This window comes from Shewanella sp. 1CM18E (assembly GCF_023161665.1).
GTDB lineage: Bacteria > Pseudomonadota > Gammaproteobacteria > Enterobacterales > Shewanellaceae > Shewanella.
In genome coordinates, this window is sequence record NZ_JALNTW010000008.1 from 143,908 (window position 1) to 163,936 (window position 20,029).

The following is a 20,029-nucleotide window of genomic DNA, read 5'->3' on the forward strand; positions in this document are numbered from 1 at the left end:
ACTCCCCTCTGCTGATCGACTTATGCTTCTTCGCCAAACCAACAGATATTACGGGCAGCCATAATAAGCTCACCTGCTTTTTCTTCTGTCAATTCATCAATTTCGATCAGATCGTCAATGCCTTGTTCGGCCAAATCTTCAAGCGTAATTACGCCTTTGCTTGCCATTACGAATGCCAGGTGTCTATCTAAACCTTCTAATGCAAGAAGATCTTCACTTGGTTCAGCACCATCTAGCGCTTCTTCAGTCGCAAGAGCACGAGTAGAGATTGCAGCTTTTGCACGCTCTCTTAATGACTCAACGATATCTTCATCGAATCCATCAATTTCTAATAGTTCTGATTCTGGTACGTAAGCTACTTCTTCTAAAGAAGTGAAGCCTTCGTCAGAAAGCAGTTGTGCAAACTCTTCATCCACGTCTAATGCTTGGATAAATAAGTTAACTACTTTTGCACTTTCAGCTTGATGCTTAGCTTTCATGTCATCAACTGTCATTACGTTTAGTTCCCAACCAGATAGTTGAGTTGCTAGACGAATGTTTTGACCGTTACGACCAATTGCTTGCGCTAGGCTGTCAGCTTCTACAGCGATATCCATTGAGTGGTTATCTTCATCAACAATGATAGAAGCAACGTCAGCTGGCGCCATACAGTTAATTACGTATTGGGCTGGATTATCATCCCAAAGCACGATATCAACACGCTCACCGCCAAGCTCGTTAGATACGGCTTGAACACGAGCACCACGCATACCAACACACGCACCGATTGGATCGATACGACGGTCGTTAGACTTAACGGCAATCTTAGCGCGAGAACCTGGATCACGAGCTGCGCCCATGATTTCGATCATCTCGTCTTGGATTTCTGGTACTTCAACACGGAATAGCTCGATAAGCATGTCTGGTTTAGTACGAGTTAAGAATAACTGAGCGCCACGAGCTTCAGGACGTACAGAGTAAAGCAATGCACGAACGCGGTCGCCTGGACGGAAAGATTCACGTGAAATCAAATCTTCTTTGTACAATACGCCGTCAGCGTTGTTACCTAGATCAACAACTACGCTTTCACGGTTGCTCTTCTTAACAACACCAACAATTAACTCACCTTCGCGATCGCGGAACTGATCAACGATTTGAGCACGCTCAGCTTCACGTACTTTCTGTACGATAACTTGCTTAGCTGTTTGAGTTGTAATGCGGTCGAATGCTACTGATTCGATTTCATCTTCAATGAAACCACCTAGCTCAACTTCTGGATCGTCAAACTTTGCTGCTTCTAGCGTAATTTCTCGGAAAGGGTTTTCCAATGGAACGCCTTGATCTTCAACAACCATCCAACGACGGAAAGTTTCATAAGCACCCGTTTTGCGGTCGATAGCAACGCGAACTTCGATATCACCTTCGTACTTTTTCTTGGTTGCTGTAGCTAGTGCAATTTCCAGCGCTTCAAAAATCTTTTCGCGCGGTACACCTTTCTCGTTTGAAACCGCCTCAGCGACTAGCAGAATCTCTTTATTCATTGTCTTGCCTCGTTCACCTTGAATTCATCAAAACTTAGCGATTAAGTTGCCTTTACGGATATTATCCAAAGCAACGGTAAGTTCGTTACCATCTACCGACAGATTAAGCATTTGCCCATCAACGCCAGTAACGGTGCCTTTTAAATTACGACTGCCTGCAACAGGCATCGTTAGTTGTACTTTTACAGTCTCACCGATGTAAGCCTGATACTGCTCTGCAGTAAATAAAGGTCTATCTACACCAGGAGAAGAAACTTCTAATGTGTATTCAGTTGAGATTGGATCTTCAACATCCATAACAGCACTGACTTGGCGGCTTGTTTCGGCACAGTCTTCAATGAAGACGCCTTTTTCGTTGTCTATATATAGACGCAAGATAGAATGTTTGCCCGCCTGGATATATTCCAAGCCCCAAAGCTGATGGCCTAATGCTTCAACTGGCGCTTTTAGCAGCTCTACCAGTTTGCGTTCTAATGTAGCCAAGGTAACCCCCAGAAAAACAAAAAAGGGCCTAATAGCCCCAGTACACGTCACAAAAAGTGACCGTTTTATAAGTTCCAGATAACAAAAAACCCCGTAATGACGAGGTTGATATATCCAGAACCTGTAACAGCATAGAAATAAATTTCTTTACTGGGAAGCTGGTTGCGGGGGCCGGATTTGAACCGACGACCTTCGGGTTATGAGCCCGACGAGCTACCAAACTGCTCCACCCCGCGACAACTTGTGCAAGTATATTGAGAAAGCTCTCAACTTGCAATAATAAAGGGCTCAATAGCCGCTTTATTATCCTCAATTTCGTTATAAAACGAAACCAAAGATTTGGTGCGGATGGAGGGACTTGAACCCTCACGAGCATAGCTCACCACCCCCTCAAGATGGCGTGTCTACCAATTCCACCACATCCGCATAAAACCGTGGTTTGACTGTACTTGTTAACTACTACGTTAAGAGGTTAATAGCAGTTTTACAGTCGGTATCAACCGATTCGATTGATACCATCATAAGTCACCTTATGATTTAGTCAGGGATCTTATCTTCTGACTTTTCAGCTTCTTGCTGAACTTGTTCAACAACTTGTGCTGCATCACTTCCTAGCTCATCCCAAGCACCTTCAGCTTTAGTGTGGTTTGCGCTTAAGTTACCAATAGTTAAACTTAATGCAAAAAACGCTACTGCTAGAATCGCTGTTGAGCGAGTTAAAAAGTTACCAGAACCTGATGAACCAAAAAGCGTACCTGAAGCACCGGCGCCGAAAGAAGCACCCATGTCAGCACCTTTACCTTGCTGGATTAGGATCAGGCCTACTAGACCAATCGCAACCACCAAGTAAACAACCATTAGAACTTCATACATATTATGCGCTCATCGCTATCGTACATAAACTGAGAAATTCGGTAGCATTGAGGCTTACACCACCAATCAACCCACCGTCTACATCAGGCTGAGCAAACAAGTCTGCTGCATTACTCGGTGTTACGCTACCACCGTACAAAATCCTGATATTTTCTCCGATAAATGGAGATACTTCAGAGAGGCGCTTGCGAATAAACGCGTGAACTTCTTGTGCCTGCTCTGGCGTAGCGCTCTTACCTGTCCCTACAGCCCATAATGGCTCGTAAGCGATAATAGCGTTGTCAAAAGCCATGGTGCCATTTTTTTCAATGACCACATCTAACTCTTCAGCAATCACTTCAAAAGTACGTCTTGCTTCACGAGCCGGACCAGACTCACCAACACATAATATTGGAGTCAAACCATGTTTCTGAGCTGCAGCAAATTTCTCTGCTACGATATCACTCGTCTCTCCGTACATACGGCGACGTTCTGAATGACCGATAATAACATATCGACATCCTGAATCTTTTAACATCTGACCAGATATTTCGCCAGTATAAGCACCAAAGTCGTGTTGACTTATATTTTGAGTACCCATTCTAACTAAGCAACCATTTAAGGCTTCTTTGTTTTCATCTAGTAGCTGTCGTACACTTTCTAAGTAAATAGAAGGTGGACATAATACCACTTCCGCTGAATCATCTTGGAGCTTGGTAGCGAATTTTTTGAAAAGCTCTTGCGCTAACTGCGCACTGCCGTTCATTTTCCAATTACCAGCAACCATCGGACGTCTAAGTGCCATCACTGTCTCCTTTGAAAGCGGCGTGAATAATAGCGAACCACTTGTTAAGTTACAATACCCAAAGGCGTTATTTTTAATAATCTCGGTGCAAACGCATATTTTTTACGCTACCAAGAAGTAGGTCGTACGATTAATGATTATTTTGATTTTTAATTAACCGAAACGACGCTACTCAATCTATTTAATCCATTAAAAGCTAAACTAAATTACGAACAGCATCGGCAATATAATTAGCATATTCTGTTACCGCAGCTTGATCATCACCTTCGACCATTACACGTAATAGTGGTTCAGTGCCTGACTTGCGCAGTAATACACGGCCACGAGCGCCAAGCTTTTGCTCTACTTCAGCTTGAGCAGCCAATACGCTTGCTGAAGCCAATGGGTCGTTATCGCCTTCAAACCTTACGTTTACAAGTACTTGAGGCAACATTGTAATGCTTTCTGTCAACTGTTCAAGCGTTGCATTTTGGCGCTGCATCGCTGCCAACACCAAAATACCAGCAACAATACCATCGCCAGTTGTGCCATGATCAAGGTTTAAAATATGACCCGAGTTTTCACCACCGATACGCCAATCATGCTCTTTAAGCAGCTCCATGACATAACGGTCGCCTACTTTAGAGCGCACAAATGGGATTTTTAACTGTTGCAACGCTAAATCTAAACCTAAGTTAGACATTAACGTGCCAACAACACCACCGCGAAGCACGCCACGCTTTTGCGCATCAGCGGCCAAAATATAAAGAATTTCGTCGCCATCAATTACACGCCCATGACGGTTAACCATCATAATGCGGTCACCATCACCATCTAGTGCGATACCTAAATCAGCATTTTCAGCCAATACAGTCTCACAAATTTTAGCCATCGAAGTAGCACCAACTTTATCGTTGATATTAAGTCCGTTCGGCTTATCGCCAATAGCTATTACTTCGGCGCCTAACTCTCTAAATACGCTAGGTGCAATATGGTAAGTAGCGCCATGGGCACAATCGACCACAATCTTAAGCCCGCTTAATGTTTGCTCAGCAGGAAAGTGGCTCTTACAATATTCAATATAACGGCCTGCTGCGTCATCAATACGCGCAACTTTGCCTAATAAGTGAGATTCAACACAGGTCAATGGCTTTTCTAGTTCAGCTTCGATTTCAAGCTCTACTTCATCATCTAACTTGCTACCATCATTAGCGAAAAACTTAATACCGTTATCGTAATATGGATTGTGTGATGCACTAATAACAATACCTGCTTCAGCGCGGAAAGTGCGCGTCAGATAAGCGACAGCTGGTGTAGGCATTGGGCCAATTAACATCACATCTAGGCCAGCAGCAGAAAGACCCGCCTCAAGTGCTGACTCAAATAGGTAACCAGAGATCCGAGTGTCTTTACCAATAATGACTTTATGCGTACCAGCGCGAGATAAAACACGCCCAGCAGCCCAGCCTAGCTTTAGTGCTAATTCAGGGGTCATTTTACCTGCACCGACTTTGCCACGAATGCCGTCAGTACCAAAAAATTGTCTTTGTTTCACTTGAACTCCAATTTAACTAAAGCAGTAGATCTAATTCCATTGATTCTACCGAAAATACCTAACTCCAGCTGAACAACTGGTATGAAAACCAAAAATTAAGCTAGGGTTTTAAAATTCTTTGCAGCTTCTAACACTGCCATCATATCGCAAGTATCTTGTACGTCATGTACCCGCACTATTTTTGCACCTGCTTGAATTGCCAACATATTACCAGCAAGTGTTGCACTTAATCTTTGTGATACTTCACGTCCTAGTAACTGACCGAACATGCTTTTGCGAGATAAGCCAGCCAAAATTGGCAACTTAAAGGCTTCAAACTCGGCCATTCGATGTAGCAACTCATAGTTGTGTGACAAGGTTTTACCAAAACCAAAACCAGGATCAAGCACAATATTCTCGCGTTTTATACCAGCTTGAATACAAGCATCAATGCGTTCGCTAAAAAACTCGCTGATATCAGCAATCACATCTTTATACTCAGGTGAGTCCTGCATAGTTCTAGGTTGCCCTTGCATATGCATAAGGCAAACAGGCACTTGCAATCGAGCTGCGGTGTCTAATGCATCAGGCTCTTGCAGCGCCCTAACATCATTAATTAAATGTGCGCCAGCATTAACTGCGGCTTCCATAACAACGGCCTTACTGGTGTCGATTGAAATCCAGACATCATGAGTTTTGCTGACATACTCGATTAAAGGAATCACACGTTCAATCTCTTCTTCAGCCGACACATCCTTAGCGCCTGGTCGGGTTGATTCACCACCAATATCGATGATCTTAGCTCCCTGAGCCACCATTAAGTCAGCTTGCTGGCAAGCTGTTTCAAACGATGAGAATTCACCACCATCAGAAAAAGAGTCAGGGGTAACATTAAGGATCCCCATAACCACTGGAGAGCTCAAATCGAGTGTTGTACTACCGCAGATTAATTTAGACAAAATAATGTTCCGTAAACAAGAAAACCCCAAAAAGGGGTTTTCTTTAATCAACCTATAGCTTACTTAGCCGGAGATTCATCAGCATCGCTGACATCTGGCTTGTCTTCTTGGGTTGGCTTGATTTCTTCTTTAGCCGCTTCTTCTTTTTTTGCAGATGAAGCATTGTTGCTGTCGTTGTCGTTAGACTGCTGGTCTTTTTCCCACTCAGCAGGCATACGTACTTCACGACGCGCCATTAAGTCATCAATTTGATTCGCATCAATGGTTTCGTACTTCATTAACGCATCTTTCATCGCGTGTAAGATGTCCATATTTTCTGTTAAGAAAGTATGTGCACGCTCATAGTTTGAATCAATTAATTGCTTAACCTCAGCGTCGATAATACGCGCAGTGTCATCAGACATATGCTGTGACTTACCCATGCTACGGCCAAGGAACACTTCATTTTCATCTTCAGCGTAAAGTACTGGACCTAACTTTTCAGAGAAGCCCCACTGGGTAACCATGTTACGTGCAATAGATGTTGCATACTTAATGTCTTGCGATGCACCAGTCGATACTTTTTCGCTGCCGTAAATAATGTCTTCAGCAATACGCCCACCGTAGGCAACCGAGATTTGACTCTCAAGTTTACGACGGCTTTGACTAATTGCATCTGCTTCAGGCAAGAAGAACGTCACACCCAATGCGCGGCCACGTGGAATGATAGTCACCTTGTGCACAGGGTCGTGCTCTGGAACTAAACAACCTACGATTGCATGGCCAGCTTCGTGGTATGCAGTCATCTCTTTTTCGTCTTCAGACATCACCATAGTGCGGCGCTCAGCACCCATCATGATCTTGTCTTTTGCACTTTCAAACTCTTCCATGCCCACTACGCGGCGGCTGTTACGCGCAGCAAACAGTGCAGCTTCGTTAACAAGGTTAGCTAGGTCTGCACCAGAAAAACCTGGTGTACCACGCGCGATTACACTTGCTTTAACGCCATCAGCTAAAGGCACTTTACGCATATGCACTTTAAGGATCTGTTCACGACCACGTACGTCTGGTAAACCAACAACTACCTGACGGTCAAAACGACCTGGACGAAGTAGTGCAGCATCAAGTACGTCTGGACGGTTAGTCGCAGCAATAACGATAATACCTTCGTTACCTTCGAAACCATCCATCTCTACTAGCATTTGGTTAAGTGTTTGCTCACGCTCATCGTGACCACCACCAACACCGGCACCACGTTGGCGACCTACAGCGTCGATTTCATCGATAAAGATGATACAAGGCGCAGACTTCTTAGCTTGCTCGAACATGTCACGTACACGAGATGCACCAACACCAACAAACATTTCTACGAAATCAGAACCTGAAATAGTAAAGAATGGTACTTTCGCTTCACCGGCAATAGCCTTAGCAAGCAAAGTTTTACCTGTGCCAGGAGGACCAACTAGCAGCACACCTGTAGGAATACGGCCACCTAGTTTTTGGAATTTTGTCGGCTCTTTTAGGTAATCAACCAATTCTTTAACGTCTTCTTTTGCTTCGTCACAACCAGCAACGTCACCAAAAGTCGTTTTAATTTGGTCTTCGCTCATCAATTTGGCTTTACTCTTACCAAACGACATCGCGCCTTTACCGCCACCGCCTTGCATCTGACGCATGAAGAAAATCCACACACCAATAAGCAATAGCATTGGGAACCAAGAGATAAAGATTTGAGTTAAGAAACCCGACTCTTCAGCTTCTTGGCCTTTCATCATGATGCCTTTACGGTCAAGATCATTGATTAAATCAAGATCTGGCATAGGCATAATGGTGACAAATTTCTCACCAGAACGAGTGGTACCTTCAATCGTACGTTGATCGCTTTTTACTTCGACAGTACTAACCTGCCCTGAGCGAACATCATCCAAAAAGGTTGAATAATCCATCTTCGTCTTAGTTGATGAAGAGGGGGAATAGCCCTGAAAAACTGACATCAACACTACAGCGATGACAACCCAGAGAATTAAATTTTTTGCCATGTCACTCAAATTACTCGACCTCTTTTAAAGTCTTTCGAAAACAAATGTTAGAGTACTTACGATAGATTACTATAACTTGTAGCCCGTCGCCACAAGATAGACTTCACGAGAACGTGGTCGTGAAGAATCGGGCTTACGAGTTTTAACCGTTTTAAACGCCTCTTTAACCGCTTTCATGTATTCATCAAAGCCCTCCCCCTGAAAGACTTTAACTGCAAAGCATCCGTTTGGTGCCAATACTTGATGACACATATCTAACGCAAGCTCTACTAAATACATGGCTCGCGGTTGGTCAACGCCACCTGAACCACTCATATTAGGTGCCATATCAGACAGCACCACATCGACTTTAGCATCACCAACACGGGTTAATAATGCATCTAGTACTTTTTCTTCGCGAAAATCGCCCTGTAGGAAATCAACACCAACGATAGGATCCATCGGTAAAATATCACACGCAATAACTTTACCTTTATCACCTGCCAATTTAACTGCGATTTGCGACCAACCACCTGGTGCAGCACCTAAATCGACAACAGTCATTCCCGGACGAATGAGTTTATCTTTTTCTTGGATCTCTTCAAGCTTAAAGGCCGCACGTGACCTTAAACCGCGCTTTTGCGACAGTTTGACATAGTGATCGTCGAAATGTTCCTGCATCCAGCGAGAAGAGCTAGCCGTTCGTTTTTTTCCTGACATTTAAAATCCGCAACAAAATTGAGAGTTACACAAAGCCTATATAAGGGTAGAATAGCGGGTTTTCAACAGTAACTCAGCATAAAGTTGGTATAAATGAACTTAACAACCAAACAAAAACAGCACTTAAAAGGCTTAGCGCACAGTCTCAAGCCTGTAGTGATGCTTGGTGGCAACGGCCTGACTGAAGGAGTACTGGCTGAAATTGATAATGCACTTTCTCATCATGAATTGATTAAAGTGAAAGTAGCCTCTGGTGACAGAGAGCTTAAAAACGCTATCGTAGACGCCATTGTACGTGAAACTCAAGCTGAAAAAGTACAGCTTATCGGTCACGTCTTAGTACTGTTCCGTCAGTCTGAAGAAATGAAAATTGCTGTGCCTAAGGCAAAGTAATTGGCAAAAACGGCTTTAAACAATAAAGCCGTCAATGCAAGATAACCAAAAAGAACCGCTGATCCATCAGCGGTTCTTTTTTATCTACTCATGTTATCTAAAGCTTTTACTATGGCGTTTCACTAATCGGTTCAACTTTATAATGCTCAGCACTCACCTTTAAATACTCTGGTAAACAGGTTCCGATTGAAATTGATGAAATCGTGCCAATCATAATGCCCAGAAACATAGCAATCGAAAATCCCTGTAAAGGGGTCCCGCCCATGATCCACAGTGCAGCTACAGTAAACAAGGTCGTGCCGCTTGTCACCATGGTTCGTGAGAAGGTCGCCTTAACCGCACTACTGCAAATTTCATCAATGGCCATCTTGGGTTTGGCAACAAGCACCTCACGCACTCTGTCAGCAATCACGATTGAGTCGTTAAGCGAGTAGCCTAAAATAGCCAGTACTGCAGCTAGGATCGTTAAATTAAATTCCATCTGCGTTAGCGAGAAAAATGCCAGTACAAAAATAACATCATGAAATAGCGCTAACAATGCACCGCTAGCCAGACGCCATTCAAAGCGAAAACTCAAATAACCTAGAATACACAGCATTGCAGCCAGTAGCGCAAGTCCACCTTGCTCAGCCAACTCTTGACCAATTTGCGGGCCAACGATACTCGAATTAAGCACTTCAACATGATCAGTTAATGGCGCCAATACGGCCTGAATATCAGCAGAAGCGGCACTATCAACTTTCGCGTATCTAAGCACCCAGCGCCCCGGTTCTCCGGCCGAAATAACACTCACTTCTTGAGCTGAATCTTTACCAAGTACCTGACTTATTTGTGCCGCTTTAATATTAGGGTCTAACTTGACCTCAGTAACAATACCACCTGTAAAATCAAGGCCCCAGTTAAAACCATTGACCACAATAATAGTAATCGATGCCAGCATGATCAGTAATGAGAACACACTAGACAGGTAACGTGCTTTAGTTAACTTGCTTAAACTACTCATATTATTAAGTTTCATATTACACCTTCACGTTACGACTAAAGTTACGACCATAAGCCCAGTTGATCAGAGCTCTCGAGGCAAATATTCCAGTAAACATACTGGTTAGTAGACCGAGCCCCAAGGTCAAAGCAAAACCTTGAATAGGTCCATTACCAATAGCGTAAAGTACAACTGCAGTGATCATTGTGGTGAAGTTAGCATCGACAATGGTTGAAAACGCACTATCAAAGCCTCTATCAATGGCATGAGCGAAACTTCTGCCCTCTTTGAGCTTGTCTTTAATTCGCTCAAAGATAAGTACGTTGGTGTCAACTGCCATACCAACAGTGAGTACTAACCCCGCAATGCCAGGTAAAGTCAGTACGGCGCCAGGAATCAATGCCATTAAGCCAAAAATTAGAATCATATTGGCCATAAGTGCCACGTTGGCAACCCAACCAAGGCGGCGATACCACAGCCCCATAAATAACAAGGTCACGCCCATACCTAAAGCCAGTGCAGAGAAACCGTTAGTAATATTTTCTTCACCTAAGCTTGGTCCAATAGTGCGTTCTTCCACTATGGTGACAGGCGCAGTCATCGAGCCAGCCCTCAGTAACAGCGCCAACTGCTGCGCCTCGGCGTAATTACCCGCACCAGTAATACTAAAGCGGTCGCCTAATTGTGATTGAATAGTTGCAACGCTAATCACCTTTGTTGTTTGTCGAATTTTCCCCTTATCATCGCGGCTGTATTCGCTATAGGAGGTCGCCATAGGTTTACCTATATTGTCACGAGAGAAATCCGACATCATTGAGCCGCCTTCTCTATCTAGGTGAATAACCACTTCTGGCAGACCCATTTCACCGAGACTCGCTCTGGCATCAACAATATGCTCGCCACCTAAAACTGGGCGTCTCGCAACATAGACTGGCTGACCGTGTTCATCTTCTAATGTTTGCGCATTAACTGAACCAGGCTGCTTAACTTGATAAAAAGCAAGACTCGCTGTAGCGCCTATTACTGATTTAGCAGCTGCTGGGTCTTGCACACCTGGCAGTTCAATACGAATGCGGTGCTCGCCTTGGCGCTGAACAACCGCCTCAGTTATGCCGAGTTGCTCAATGCGACTGCGCATAATTTGCAGGTTTTGCTTTACGGTTAAATCGCGAATATTGAGCTTTTCAGCCTCAGACAAAACAACTTGTAATGATTTATCGCCGGCATTAGATACTTGCCAGTTAGGATATTGGCGATTAATGAACTCGCGAATAGCTGCGCGCTGGTTAAGATCCGTTGTTGATATATGCACCCCGCCGCTAACTTGTTGCTGCACACTCACCCCAAACAACGAGTCTTGGCGTACAAACTGCCTCACAGCTTCCACAAAAGCGTTGTTATGCAACTGATAAACAGGCTCGATCTCAACATCTAACAAGAACTGCACTCCACCACGTAGATCAAGTCCGAGCTTTATCGGATTGAAACCTAGAGACAGCAGCCAATTTGGTGCGGCTGGCGCTAAGGTCAATGTCAATTTAGATGGATCTTTTACCTGCTGGCTTAGTAGGGTTTTAAGCTGTGCCTGCTGTGTATTGTCAGCAAGAATAACCGTAGTTTTCCCTTGCGCTTGATCGATTCGTTTTAAGTCTATGCCATGGGATACTAATAGCTGATGCAGCTCCAGCGGATTAACATTAAGCTCAGCTTCGGGGGCAATTTGCACCGCGGCATCTTCACCAAAAAATGTCGGTAATGCGCTAAACAGCATTACGGTAATAGTGACCACTAACAGCACATATTTCCACGCTGAATAATGGTTTAAAATTGTTACTTTATTCTGCTCTCTCATAGTTCGCTCTTCACTAAATACGCGATGGTGAATGGCCAAGTAATTACCGGCTCTGCCGCATTTAAAGGCTATTCATTTTTCGTTACCGAGAGTGCTAGCTTGGTTTATTAACCATAGCCTTAACGCCTAAAAATAGGCTGTTAACAGGCAACTGGTTATCAATAGCGTCACTTTTTTTACTGCATTGGCTAACATATGTTATCTAGACCTATGCACATAAAGTCGATGACTTAGGCAATGGCTTACTAGCAGCTAAAACAAAAGCTCAGATAAAAGCTTATTTAAAGGCGCTATAAACTAGACCAATCTCGGTAGCAGTAATTGTTTAAAATGAAATGAGATAAGCCCTAGGGCTTATCAAGAGGAGCTAAGCTCTAGCTTGAGAGAAGCGGTATAACAGGTTGGATTCTTTCCAGGCGGCAAGGCGATATGCACAACTATTGACGTGCAGCACCCAATCCGCTGCGGGTTTAACATCAACTCGATAACCGATAGCTAAAGAAGGAACAGGTGGTGATAAAAACTCAAACGCCAATTCATATTGTGGCCGACTTTGCTGTGGATCATGCTGTGAAAAACTAATAAAACGTTGTGAAACAGCCTGAATATACTCAGAGTCGTTACCACTTGTTTGTTTTGCAGGGTGCTCTTTTAACGTAACAGGTAGCCCTTTTGAAGCTAACTCTGTAGTGACTCTGCGTAAATCATTTGAGTAGTGGTTAGATTGTTGAAGCTCTGTACTGGTTACAATTTGCTGCAGGCTTTGGTTTTGTTCAGACGCAGCTGCTTGCATAGGTGACAGGAAAAATCCCCCTATGAACAACATAACTAATCCAAACCGCCAAAATAACTGCACTGGTACCCAATTCAATCTGCTTTACAATAGCCAATATACTATACCTAGACGTCTAGCGTTACCAACGCTTAAATTGCTTTTTACACCCCTTAACCCGCAGTTAAACAAAAAAACCGCTAAAAAGCGGTTTTCGAATCTACATCTAAGCTGCAATTAAGCAAAAGCGCTACAACAATTAGATGTAGTCAACTTTAATGATTTCGTAATCGTTAGTGCCACCCGGCGTTACGATAGAGATTTCATCATCAAGGTTTTTACCAATTAGACCACGAGCAATAGGAGAGCTTACAGAAAGCAAATTCTCTTTAATATTCGCTTCGTCTTCACCCACAATGCGGTAGGTTACTTCTTCGTCTGTATCTACATTCAAAATAGTAACGGTAGAGCCGAAGATCACGCGGCCATTGTTAGCCATAGTAGTTACGTCGATAATTTGAGCGTGAGATAACTTACCTTCAATATCTCGTACACGCGCTTCGCATAAACCTTGCTCTTCACGAGCAGCGTGGTATTCAGCGTTTTCTTTTAAGTCACCTAACTCGCGCGCTTCACCAATTGCTTCTGCAATCTTTGGACGGCGCTCAAACTTAAGATAATCTAATTCTTTACGTAGCTGTTCAGCACCGATAATGGTCATTGGAACCGTACTCATAAGCTTCTTTCGTCTCCTTTAAAACAAAAGCAGGCCTTGCTCAATACTTATCGTTGGCAAGGTAAAATCTGGTGGAATTGCGTTATTGTAAACGCAGAGGGCAATTGATGCACCCAAATCTATACTTGCTCACGATCTAGCTATCTCAGAAGCTAGCAATACAATATTTGATTCAAATGGCGAAGCAAGACAGTAGAGCTTACTCAACCTTCAGCCTAGTTGCTAGCAAAGCTGCATAAATATTTATTTAATGTCTGTTCTGTAGCAGCCCTATCGCTGTGATTAACAACAAACAATAAAAAAGGCCGCTAATTAGCGGCCATTTCACTCAAGCTTCGCTTAACTTACTTAGTAATGCGCTTGTGTAGCTCTTGTACTGATGTCACGTTCGAGCGGTCATCCGCTGAGTGTGCCATACAAGTTGCAAATGCAGCATTCAAAGTCGTTGTATAGTTCACTTTGTAACGCAGTGCACCACGACGTAGCTGACGCGAGTCTTCAATCGCCTTACGACCTTCTGTCGTGTTAACGATGTAGGTGTATTCACCATTCTTGATGCGGTCAAGAATGTGTGGACGACCTTCATGTACCTTGTTAACTAAGCGTGGGTTAATGCCCGCTTCGCCTAAGATAACCGCAGTACCGTGCGTGGCGTCAATTTGATAACCCAGCTCAATTAATTGAGCAGCCAAATCAGCTACACGTGCTTTGTCGCTATTACGTACAGACAGTAATGCGCGGCCAGACTTAGGTACCTCAGAAGTCGCACCCAGCTGTGCTTTAGCATAGGCTTCAGCAAACGTGTCACCCACGCCCATTACTTCACCGGTTGAACGCATTTCAGGGCCAAGCAGAGGGTCAACACCTGGGAACTTGTTAAACGGCAAAACCACTTCTTTTACAGAGTAGAATGGCGGAATAACTTCTTCGGTGAAGTTCTGTGACTTAAGGCTTTGACCTGCCATCACACGTGCTGCGATTTTAGCTAGCGGCACACCTGTCGCTTTCGATACAAATGGCACGGTACGCGCTGCGCGAGGGTTAACTTCAATCATGTAGATCTCGTTATCCTTCACCGCAAACTGTACGTTCATTAGACCCACTACACCTAGCTCCATTGCAAGTTTACCCACTTGCTCACGCATGCGGTCTTGAATGTCTTGGCTTAGGCTATATGGCGGTAATGAACAACCTGAGTCACCTGAGTGAACACCCGCTTGCTCGATATGCTCCATGATTGAGCCAATCACAACGGTCTCGCCATCACATACTGCATCGATGTCGATTTCAATTGCGTTATCTAAGAAGTGGTCTAGTAGTACTGGAGACGCGTTAGATACGCTTACCGCTTCGTTGAAGTAGCGACGTAAGTCTTGCTCGTCATAAACGATTTCCATTGCGCGGCCACCTAGTACATAAGATGGACGAACAACTAGCGGATAACCGATGCGCTCTGCTGAAATAACCGCGCCTTCTACAGTCGTTACTGTATCGTTTTCAGGCTGTTTCATGCCTAAACGTTCAATCGCTTGCTGGAAACGCTCACGGTCTTCAGCACGGTCGATTGCATCTGGACTGGTACCAATAATTGGTACACCAGCAGCTTCTAGGTCACGTGCAAGTTTAAGTGGTGTTTGACCACCGTACTGCACGATAACGCCTTTTGGCTTCTCGATACGTACGATTTCAAGCACGTCTTCAAATGTCACTGATTCGAAGTACAAACGATCTGATGTGTCGTAGTCGGTAGAAACCGTTTCAGGGTTACAGTTAACCATGATGGTTTCATAACCGTCTTCACGTAACGCTAGCGCTGCGTGTACACAACAGTAGTCAAACTCAATACCTTGACCGATACGGTTTGGACCACCGCCTAGTACCATGATTTTGTCACGGTTAGACGGGTTAGCTTCACACTCTTCTTCATAAGTCGAGTACATGTAAGCTGTATCAGTTGAGAACTCAGCCGCACAAGTATCAACGCGCTTGTATACAGGGTGAATTTCGAAACGAGTACGTAGTTTACGTACTTCACTCTCGCTCACTCCAGCCAGTGCCGCTAAACGTGAGTCAGCGAAACCTTTGCGCTTTAGTCTACGTAAAGTGTCTTCGTTCAAACCAGCAAGACCATTCTCAGCCACTTCTGCTTCAGACTTTAATAGATCTTCAAGCTGAACAAGGAACCAAGGATCGATGTTAGTTAGGCCAAAGATATCTTCAACAGAAAGACCAGCACGGAATGCATCAGCAATGTACCAAATACGCTCTGCGCCAGGCTCTTTCAGCTCATGGCGAATACGAGTTAGCGCTTCGCTATCAGCCAAGTCGATGTGCGGGCATAAACCATTCTTACCTACTTCAAGACCACGAAGTGCTTTTTGTAGTGACTCTTGGAACGTACGACCAATTGCCATTACTTCACCCACAGACTTCATCTGTGTGGTTAGACGATCGTTTGCACCAGCAAACTTCTCGAAGTTAAAGCGTGGAACCTTAGTCACCACGTAATCGATTGCTGGTTCAAATGATGCAGGCGTTGCGCCACCAGTAATATCGTTACTAAGCTCATCAAGAGTGAAACCAACCGCTAGCTTGGCTGCGATCTTGGCAATCGGGAAGCCCGTTGCTTTTGATGCTAATGCAGATGAGCGAGATACACGTGGGTTCATCTCGATGATAACCATACGGCCATCTTTCGGGTTGATACCAAACTGAACGTTTGAACCACCTGTTTCAACACCAATTTCACGTAGCACTGCTAGCGATGCATTACGCATCAATTGGTATTCTTTGTCAGTCAATGTTTGCGCTGGCGCAACAGTGATTGAGTCACCGGTGTGCACGCCCATTGGGTCGAAGTTTTCGATAGAACAAACAATAATACAGTTATCGTTGCGGTCACGGACCACTTCCATCTCGTACTCTTTCCAACCAATCAAAGATTCGTCGATAAGCAGTTCGTTAGTTGGCGATAACTCTAGACCTTGAGAACAGATATCCTCAAACTCTTCTTTGTTATAAGCGATACCGCCGCCGCTGCCACCCATGGTGAAAGACGGACGAATAATACATGGGAAACCAACTTGGTCTAATACACCGTAAGCTTCTTCCATTGTATGTGCGATACCTGCACGCGGACACTCAAGGCCAATCGACTTCATTGCTTTGTCGAAACGGCTACGGTCTTCGGCTTTGTCGATTGCATCGGCTGTTGCGCCAATCATATCAACATTAAACTCTTTTAGTACGCCGCGGCTTTCAAGCTCTAGGGCACAGTTAAGTGCAGTCTGGCCGCCCATTGTTGGCAAAATCGCGTCTGGACGCTCTTTAGCAATAATGTTGCGTACAACTTCCCACTGGATTGGCTCGATGTATGTTGCATCGGCCATCTCTGGATCAGTCATAATCGTTGCAGGGTTAGAGTTAACTAGAATAACTCGGTAGCCTTCTTCGCGTAGGGCTTTACAGGCTTGGGCGCCTGAGTAGTCAAACTCACAGGCTTGACCAATTACGATTGGTCCAGCACCTAGGATAAGAATACTCTTTATATCTGTACGTTTTGGCATTGCTTAAATCTTCTCCCGGATGAAGTTACTACTTGGCGTTTTTGCGGTACAACTCAATCAAATCAATGAAGTGATTGAATAACGGCGCGGCATCGTGTGGTCCAGGGCTCGCCTCAGGGTGGCCTTGGAAACTAAATGCAGGCTTATCAGTCAGGTGAATACCTTGCAAAGAGCCATCAAACAGTGACTTATGCGTCACCTTAATGTTGGCAGGTAGTGTTGCTTCATCAGCGGCAAAACCGTGGTTTTGGCTGGTGATCATCACATTACCTTGCTCGATATTGCTCACTGGGTGGTTAGCACCATGGTGACCAAACTTCATTTTCAGTGTTTTAGCACCTGAAGCTAGCGCGAGTAACTGGTGACCTAAACAGATACCAAAAACTGGAATATCAGTTTTTAAGATCTCTTGAATCGCAGCAATCGCATAATCACATGGCTCAGGGTCGCCAGGACCGTTTGATAGGAAAACCCCATCAGGATTCATCGCTAGCACTTCGCTAGCAGGAGTTTGAGCAGGAACAACTGTTACGTCACAACCGCGGTCAACTAACATACGTAGGATGTTGCGCTTAACACCATAGTCGTAAGCAACCACTTTATACTTAAGTTCAGCTTCAGGTGTGTCAGATGGCAAACCGCCAACTAAACGCCAGCTGCCGCTGCGCCATGAGTAAGTTTCATTTGTTGTAACTTCTTTAGCTAAATCCATGCCTTTAAGACCAGGGAAGGCTTTAGCTGCAGCTAGCGCTTTAGCTTCATCTAAATCACCAACCATGATACAACCGGCTTGGGCGCCTTTTTCGCGTAGGATACGAGTTAATTTACGGGTATCGATATCAGCAATACCAACAACGTTGTTAGCGATCAAATAATCGCTTAAAGATTGCTGATTTCGAAAGTTACTTGCAACTAATGGCAAGTCTCGAATGATAAGGCCACAAGCATGAACAGAATCAGATTCTGTATCTTCTTCATTGGTACCAGTATTACCAATATGTGGATAAGTGAGGGTGACCATTTGACGTGAATATGATGGATCAGTCAAAATTTCTTGGTAACCAGTCATTGAAGTGTTAAATACTACTTCACCAACAGACATCCCTTCAGCACCGATAGCAGTGCCAGAAAAAATGGTTCCATCTTCAAGTACGAGTAAGGCAGACTTTGTCAACGCGACCTCCGGAAAGAGCCAAATCATTGAAATTAATTGTTTTTTATGTGTTTTTAAAATACCAACTTTCGCTAAAATGCAAAATTTTGACAAATTCCGCCGATTTTATATGTAAAATCAAAACCTGTCCATATTACAGATAAGAAATTTGTCAAAAAAATTTTTTTAGCAAAAAAAAACCGCTAATAGCGGTTTTAAATAATTATGCTTTCAAGCCTAAGACTTGCTGCATATCATAAAGCCCTGCATCTTGATCAACTAACCAAGTTGCGGCACGCATCGCGCCGTTAGCAAAGGTCATTCGACTTGAGGCTTTATGAGTGATCTCTAAGCGCTCACCAATGTCAGCAAACAATGCAGTATGTTCACCCACAATGTCACCGGCGCGTACAGTGGCAAAACCAATGGTTTCTCTGTCACGTTCACCCGTAATGCCCTCACGACCATAAACCGCGCATTTTTCTAAATCACGGCCTAAGGTTTCAGCAATCACTTCGCCCATTTTAAGCGCAGTGCCAGACGGTGCATCTTTTTTATATCTGTGGTGGCCTTCGATGATCTCAATATCGCTGTAGTGACCCATCACCTCTGCGGCAACTTCAAGCAGTTTCCACATAAGGTTAACGCCAACAGCCATGTTTGGCGCCATCACAATTGGCACCTGATCGGCATAAGCTGAGATTTGCTCTTTTTGAGCATGATTAAACCCGGTGGTACCGATTACGATTGCTTTGCCATGCTTTGCACACCAATCGGTGTGAATTACAGACGCTTCTGGCGAAGTAAAGTCGATAAGGACATCAAAATCATCTACCGCTTTATCGAGTGAATCTGTGATAGCAACATTCATCGCACCAACACCAGCAAGCTCACCCGCATCGACACCCATCAGGGTCGATCCCGCTCGTTCAATCGCAGCACCTAACAAAATAAGTTCATTTTGTTTTGCCGCTTCAATAAGAGTACGTCCCATACGGCCGCTGCCGCCGGTAATTGCCACTCTTACGCGTTCAGTCATCTCAGTTACTCCCTGCAAATGTCAAAAAAAAGCCTAAGTATTAACTTAGGCTTATTGTCTAACTTAGATAATATCTAATAGTTCAACTTCAAATACCAAAGTTGAATAAGGTGGGATCGCAGCACCTGCGCCACGCTCACCGTATGCAAGGTGCTGTGGTACGAATAGTCTCCACTTAGAACCTACAGGCATAAGTTGTAGTGCTTCAGTCCAACCAGCGATAACGCCAGAAACTGGGAATTCAGCAGGTTCACCACGAGTAACAGAGCTATCGAACACGTCACCAGAAATGAAAGTACCATGGTAGTGAGTACGTACTGTAGAGTCGTAACCAGGCTTGTCGCCGTTACCTTCAGTAATGATTTCGTACTGTAGACCAGACTCTAGCGTTACAACGCCTTCACGTGCACCGTTGTCTGCAAGGTACTTATCACCTTCTTCTGATGCAGCTGCAGCAGCTTCTTCTTGTACTTTCTGGATACGCTGGCTGATTTCAGTGAATGCAATTTGCATATCTTGCATAGATACAACGCTTTCTTTACCTTCGAATGCGTCAGATAGACCCAATTGAACGGCTGAAATATCGATACCTTCAAACGAATTAGCAGCTAGTTGCTCACCAAGTTGACGACCAACACCGTAACTTGCTTGACCTTCAATTGTACTGAACTTATCAGACATAATGAT

The 20,029-nt window shown here is 44.2% G+C and carries 17 protein-coding genes and 2 tRNA genes; 1 reads left to right on the forward strand and 18 read right to left on the reverse strand.

The window, feature by feature from the left end; all coding sequences use genetic code 11:
* Window positions 1–20: 20 nt before the first annotated feature.
* The 10 genes from nusA to rlmE form a co-directional block, all read right to left on the reverse strand.
* Window positions 21–1,520, reverse strand: a complete 1,500-nt coding sequence (gene nusA, locus MSG37_RS12455) for a transcription termination factor NusA (protein ID WP_248470986.1) — start codon at window positions 1,518–1,520, stop codon at window positions 21–23.
* 27 nt (window positions 1,521–1,547) lie between these two features.
* Window positions 1,548–2,003, reverse strand: coding sequence for a ribosome maturation factor RimP (gene rimP, locus MSG37_RS12460; protein WP_248470987.1), 456 nt, complete (start codon window positions 2,001–2,003; stop codon window positions 1,548–1,550).
* A 159-nt stretch (window positions 2,004–2,162) separates the two neighbouring features.
* A tRNA-Met gene (locus MSG37_RS12465) sits at window positions 2,163–2,239 on the reverse strand.
* Window positions 2,240–2,343: 104 nt separating this feature from the next.
* Window positions 2,344–2,429 (reverse strand) — tRNA-Leu (locus tag MSG37_RS12470).
* Window positions 2,430–2,540: 111 nt separating this feature from the next.
* The gene (gene secG, locus MSG37_RS12475; protein ID WP_248470988.1) at window positions 2,541–2,876 is read right to left on the reverse strand and encodes a preprotein translocase subunit SecG; all 336 of its coding nucleotides are present in this window, start codon (window positions 2,874–2,876) and stop codon (window positions 2,541–2,543) included.
* Between the two features lies 1 nt (window position 2,877).
* Window positions 2,878–3,660, reverse strand: a complete 783-nt coding sequence (tpiA, locus tag MSG37_RS12480) for a triose-phosphate isomerase (RefSeq protein WP_028769143.1) — start codon at window positions 3,658–3,660, stop codon at window positions 2,878–2,880.
* Between the two features lie 196 nt (window positions 3,661–3,856).
* A complete protein-coding gene (gene glmM / locus MSG37_RS12485) occupies window positions 3,857–5,194 on the reverse strand; it encodes a phosphoglucosamine mutase (protein WP_248470989.1) in 1,338 nt (445 codons plus the stop codon).
* Window positions 5,195–5,289: 95 nt separating this feature from the next.
* Window positions 5,290–6,132 (reverse strand): dihydropteroate synthase, encoded by an 843-nt coding sequence (folP, locus tag MSG37_RS12490; protein ID WP_248470990.1) that lies wholly within the window; start codon window positions 6,130–6,132, stop codon window positions 5,290–5,292.
* 59 nt (window positions 6,133–6,191) lie between these two features.
* On the reverse strand, window positions 6,192–8,150 hold the full coding sequence (gene ftsH / locus MSG37_RS12495) for an ATP-dependent zinc metalloprotease FtsH (protein ID WP_248470991.1): 1,959 nt from the start codon (window positions 8,148–8,150) through the stop codon (window positions 6,192–6,194).
* Window positions 8,151–8,219: 69 nt separating this feature from the next.
* Window positions 8,220–8,849: a 23S rRNA (uridine(2552)-2'-O)-methyltransferase RlmE gene (gene rlmE, locus MSG37_RS12500; RefSeq protein WP_248470992.1), complete on the reverse strand. Its 630-nt coding sequence runs from the start codon at window positions 8,847–8,849 to the stop codon at window positions 8,220–8,222.
* Window positions 8,850–8,942: 93 nt separating this feature from the next.
* Between rlmE and yhbY the strand changes: the two genes are divergently transcribed.
* A complete protein-coding gene (gene yhbY, locus MSG37_RS12505) occupies window positions 8,943–9,242 on the forward strand; it encodes a ribosome assembly RNA-binding protein YhbY (protein ID WP_202721862.1) in 300 nt (99 codons plus the stop codon).
* A gap of 109 nt (window positions 9,243–9,351) precedes the next feature.
* Here the strand turns inward: yhbY and secF are convergent, their stop codons facing one another.
* The 8 genes from secF to MSG37_RS12545 form a co-directional block, all read right to left on the reverse strand.
* Window positions 9,352–10,245 (reverse strand): protein translocase subunit SecF, encoded by an 894-nt coding sequence (gene secF, locus MSG37_RS12510; protein ID WP_248471062.1) that lies wholly within the window; start codon window positions 10,243–10,245, stop codon window positions 9,352–9,354.
* A 16-nt stretch (window positions 10,246–10,261) separates the two neighbouring features.
* Window positions 10,262–12,076, reverse strand: coding sequence for a protein translocase subunit SecD (gene secD / locus MSG37_RS12515; RefSeq protein ID WP_248470993.1), 1,815 nt, complete (start codon window positions 12,074–12,076; stop codon window positions 10,262–10,264).
* 367 nt (window positions 12,077–12,443) lie between these two features.
* Window positions 12,444–12,902 carry a hypothetical protein gene (locus MSG37_RS12520; protein WP_248470994.1) on the reverse strand — a complete coding sequence of 153 codons (459 nt, stop codon included), beginning with the start codon at window positions 12,900–12,902 and terminating at the stop codon, window positions 12,444–12,446.
* A gap of 205 nt (window positions 12,903–13,107) precedes the next feature.
* Window positions 13,108–13,584 carry a transcription elongation factor GreA gene (gene greA, locus MSG37_RS12525; RefSeq protein WP_248470995.1) on the reverse strand — a complete coding sequence of 159 codons (477 nt, stop codon included), beginning with the start codon at window positions 13,582–13,584 and terminating at the stop codon, window positions 13,108–13,110.
* Window positions 13,585–13,928: 344 nt separating this feature from the next.
* Complete coding sequence (gene carB, locus MSG37_RS12530) at window positions 13,929–17,150, reverse strand: carbamoyl-phosphate synthase large subunit (RefSeq protein WP_248470996.1); 3,222 nt, start codon at window positions 17,148–17,150, stop codon at window positions 13,929–13,931.
* A 28-nt stretch (window positions 17,151–17,178) separates the two neighbouring features.
* Window positions 17,179–18,351, reverse strand: coding sequence for a glutamine-hydrolyzing carbamoyl-phosphate synthase small subunit (carA, locus tag MSG37_RS12535; RefSeq protein WP_220761615.1), 1,173 nt, complete (start codon window positions 18,349–18,351; stop codon window positions 17,179–17,181).
* A gap of 175 nt (window positions 18,352–18,526) precedes the next feature.
* Complete coding sequence (gene dapB / locus MSG37_RS12540) at window positions 18,527–19,342, reverse strand: 4-hydroxy-tetrahydrodipicolinate reductase (protein WP_248470997.1); 816 nt, start codon at window positions 19,340–19,342, stop codon at window positions 18,527–18,529.
* 63 nt (window positions 19,343–19,405) lie between these two features.
* Window positions 19,406–20,023 carry an FKBP-type peptidyl-prolyl cis-trans isomerase gene (locus MSG37_RS12545; protein ID WP_248470998.1) on the reverse strand — a complete coding sequence of 206 codons (618 nt, stop codon included), beginning with the start codon at window positions 20,021–20,023 and terminating at the stop codon, window positions 19,406–19,408.
* Window positions 20,024–20,029: the final 6 nt, after the last annotated feature.

Coding starts and splice junctions, on each gene's coding strand:
- rlmE (WP_248470992.1), bottom strand. CDS start 8,849: ATGTCAGGAAAAAAACGAACGGCTAGCTCTTCTCGCTGGATGCAGGAA.
- tpiA (WP_028769143.1), bottom strand. CDS start 3,660: ATGGCACTTAGACGTCCGATGGTTGCTGGTAATTGGAAAATGAACGGC.
- MSG37_RS12545 (WP_248470998.1), bottom strand. CDS start 20,023: ATGTCTGATAAGTTCAGTACAATTGAAGGTCAAGCAAGTTACGGTGTT.
- greA (WP_248470995.1), bottom strand. CDS start 13,584: ATGAGTACGGTTCCAATGACCATTATCGGTGCTGAACAGCTACGTAAA.
- carA (WP_220761615.1), bottom strand. CDS start 18,351: ATGATTTGGCTCTTTCCGGAGGTCGCGTTGACAAAGTCTGCCTTACTC.
- nusA (WP_248470986.1), bottom strand. CDS start 1,520: ATGAATAAAGAGATTCTGCTAGTCGCTGAGGCGGTTTCAAACGAGAAA.
- secG (WP_248470988.1), bottom strand. CDS start 2,876: ATGTATGAAGTTCTAATGGTTGTTTACTTGGTGGTTGCGATTGGTCTA.
- ftsH (WP_248470991.1), bottom strand. CDS start 8,150: ATGGCAAAAAATTTAATTCTCTGGGTTGTCATCGCTGTAGTGTTGATG.
- MSG37_RS12520 (WP_248470994.1), bottom strand. CDS start 12,902: ATGTTGTTCATAGGGGGATTTTTCCTGTCACCTATGCAAGCAGCTGCG.
- secF (WP_248471062.1), bottom strand. CDS start 10,245: ATGAGTAGTTTAAGCAAGTTAACTAAAGCACGTTACCTGTCTAGTGTG.
- yhbY (WP_202721862.1), top strand. CDS start 8,943: ATGAACTTAACAACCAAACAAAAACAGCACTTAAAAGGCTTAGCGCAC.
- dapB (WP_248470997.1), bottom strand. CDS start 19,342: ATGACTGAACGCGTAAGAGTGGCAATTACCGGCGGCAGCGGCCGTATG.
- secD (WP_248470993.1), bottom strand. CDS start 12,076: ATGAGAGAGCAGAATAAAGTAACAATTTTAAACCATTATTCAGCGTGG.
- carB (WP_248470996.1), bottom strand. CDS start 17,150: ATGCCAAAACGTACAGATATAAAGAGTATTCTTATCCTAGGTGCTGGA.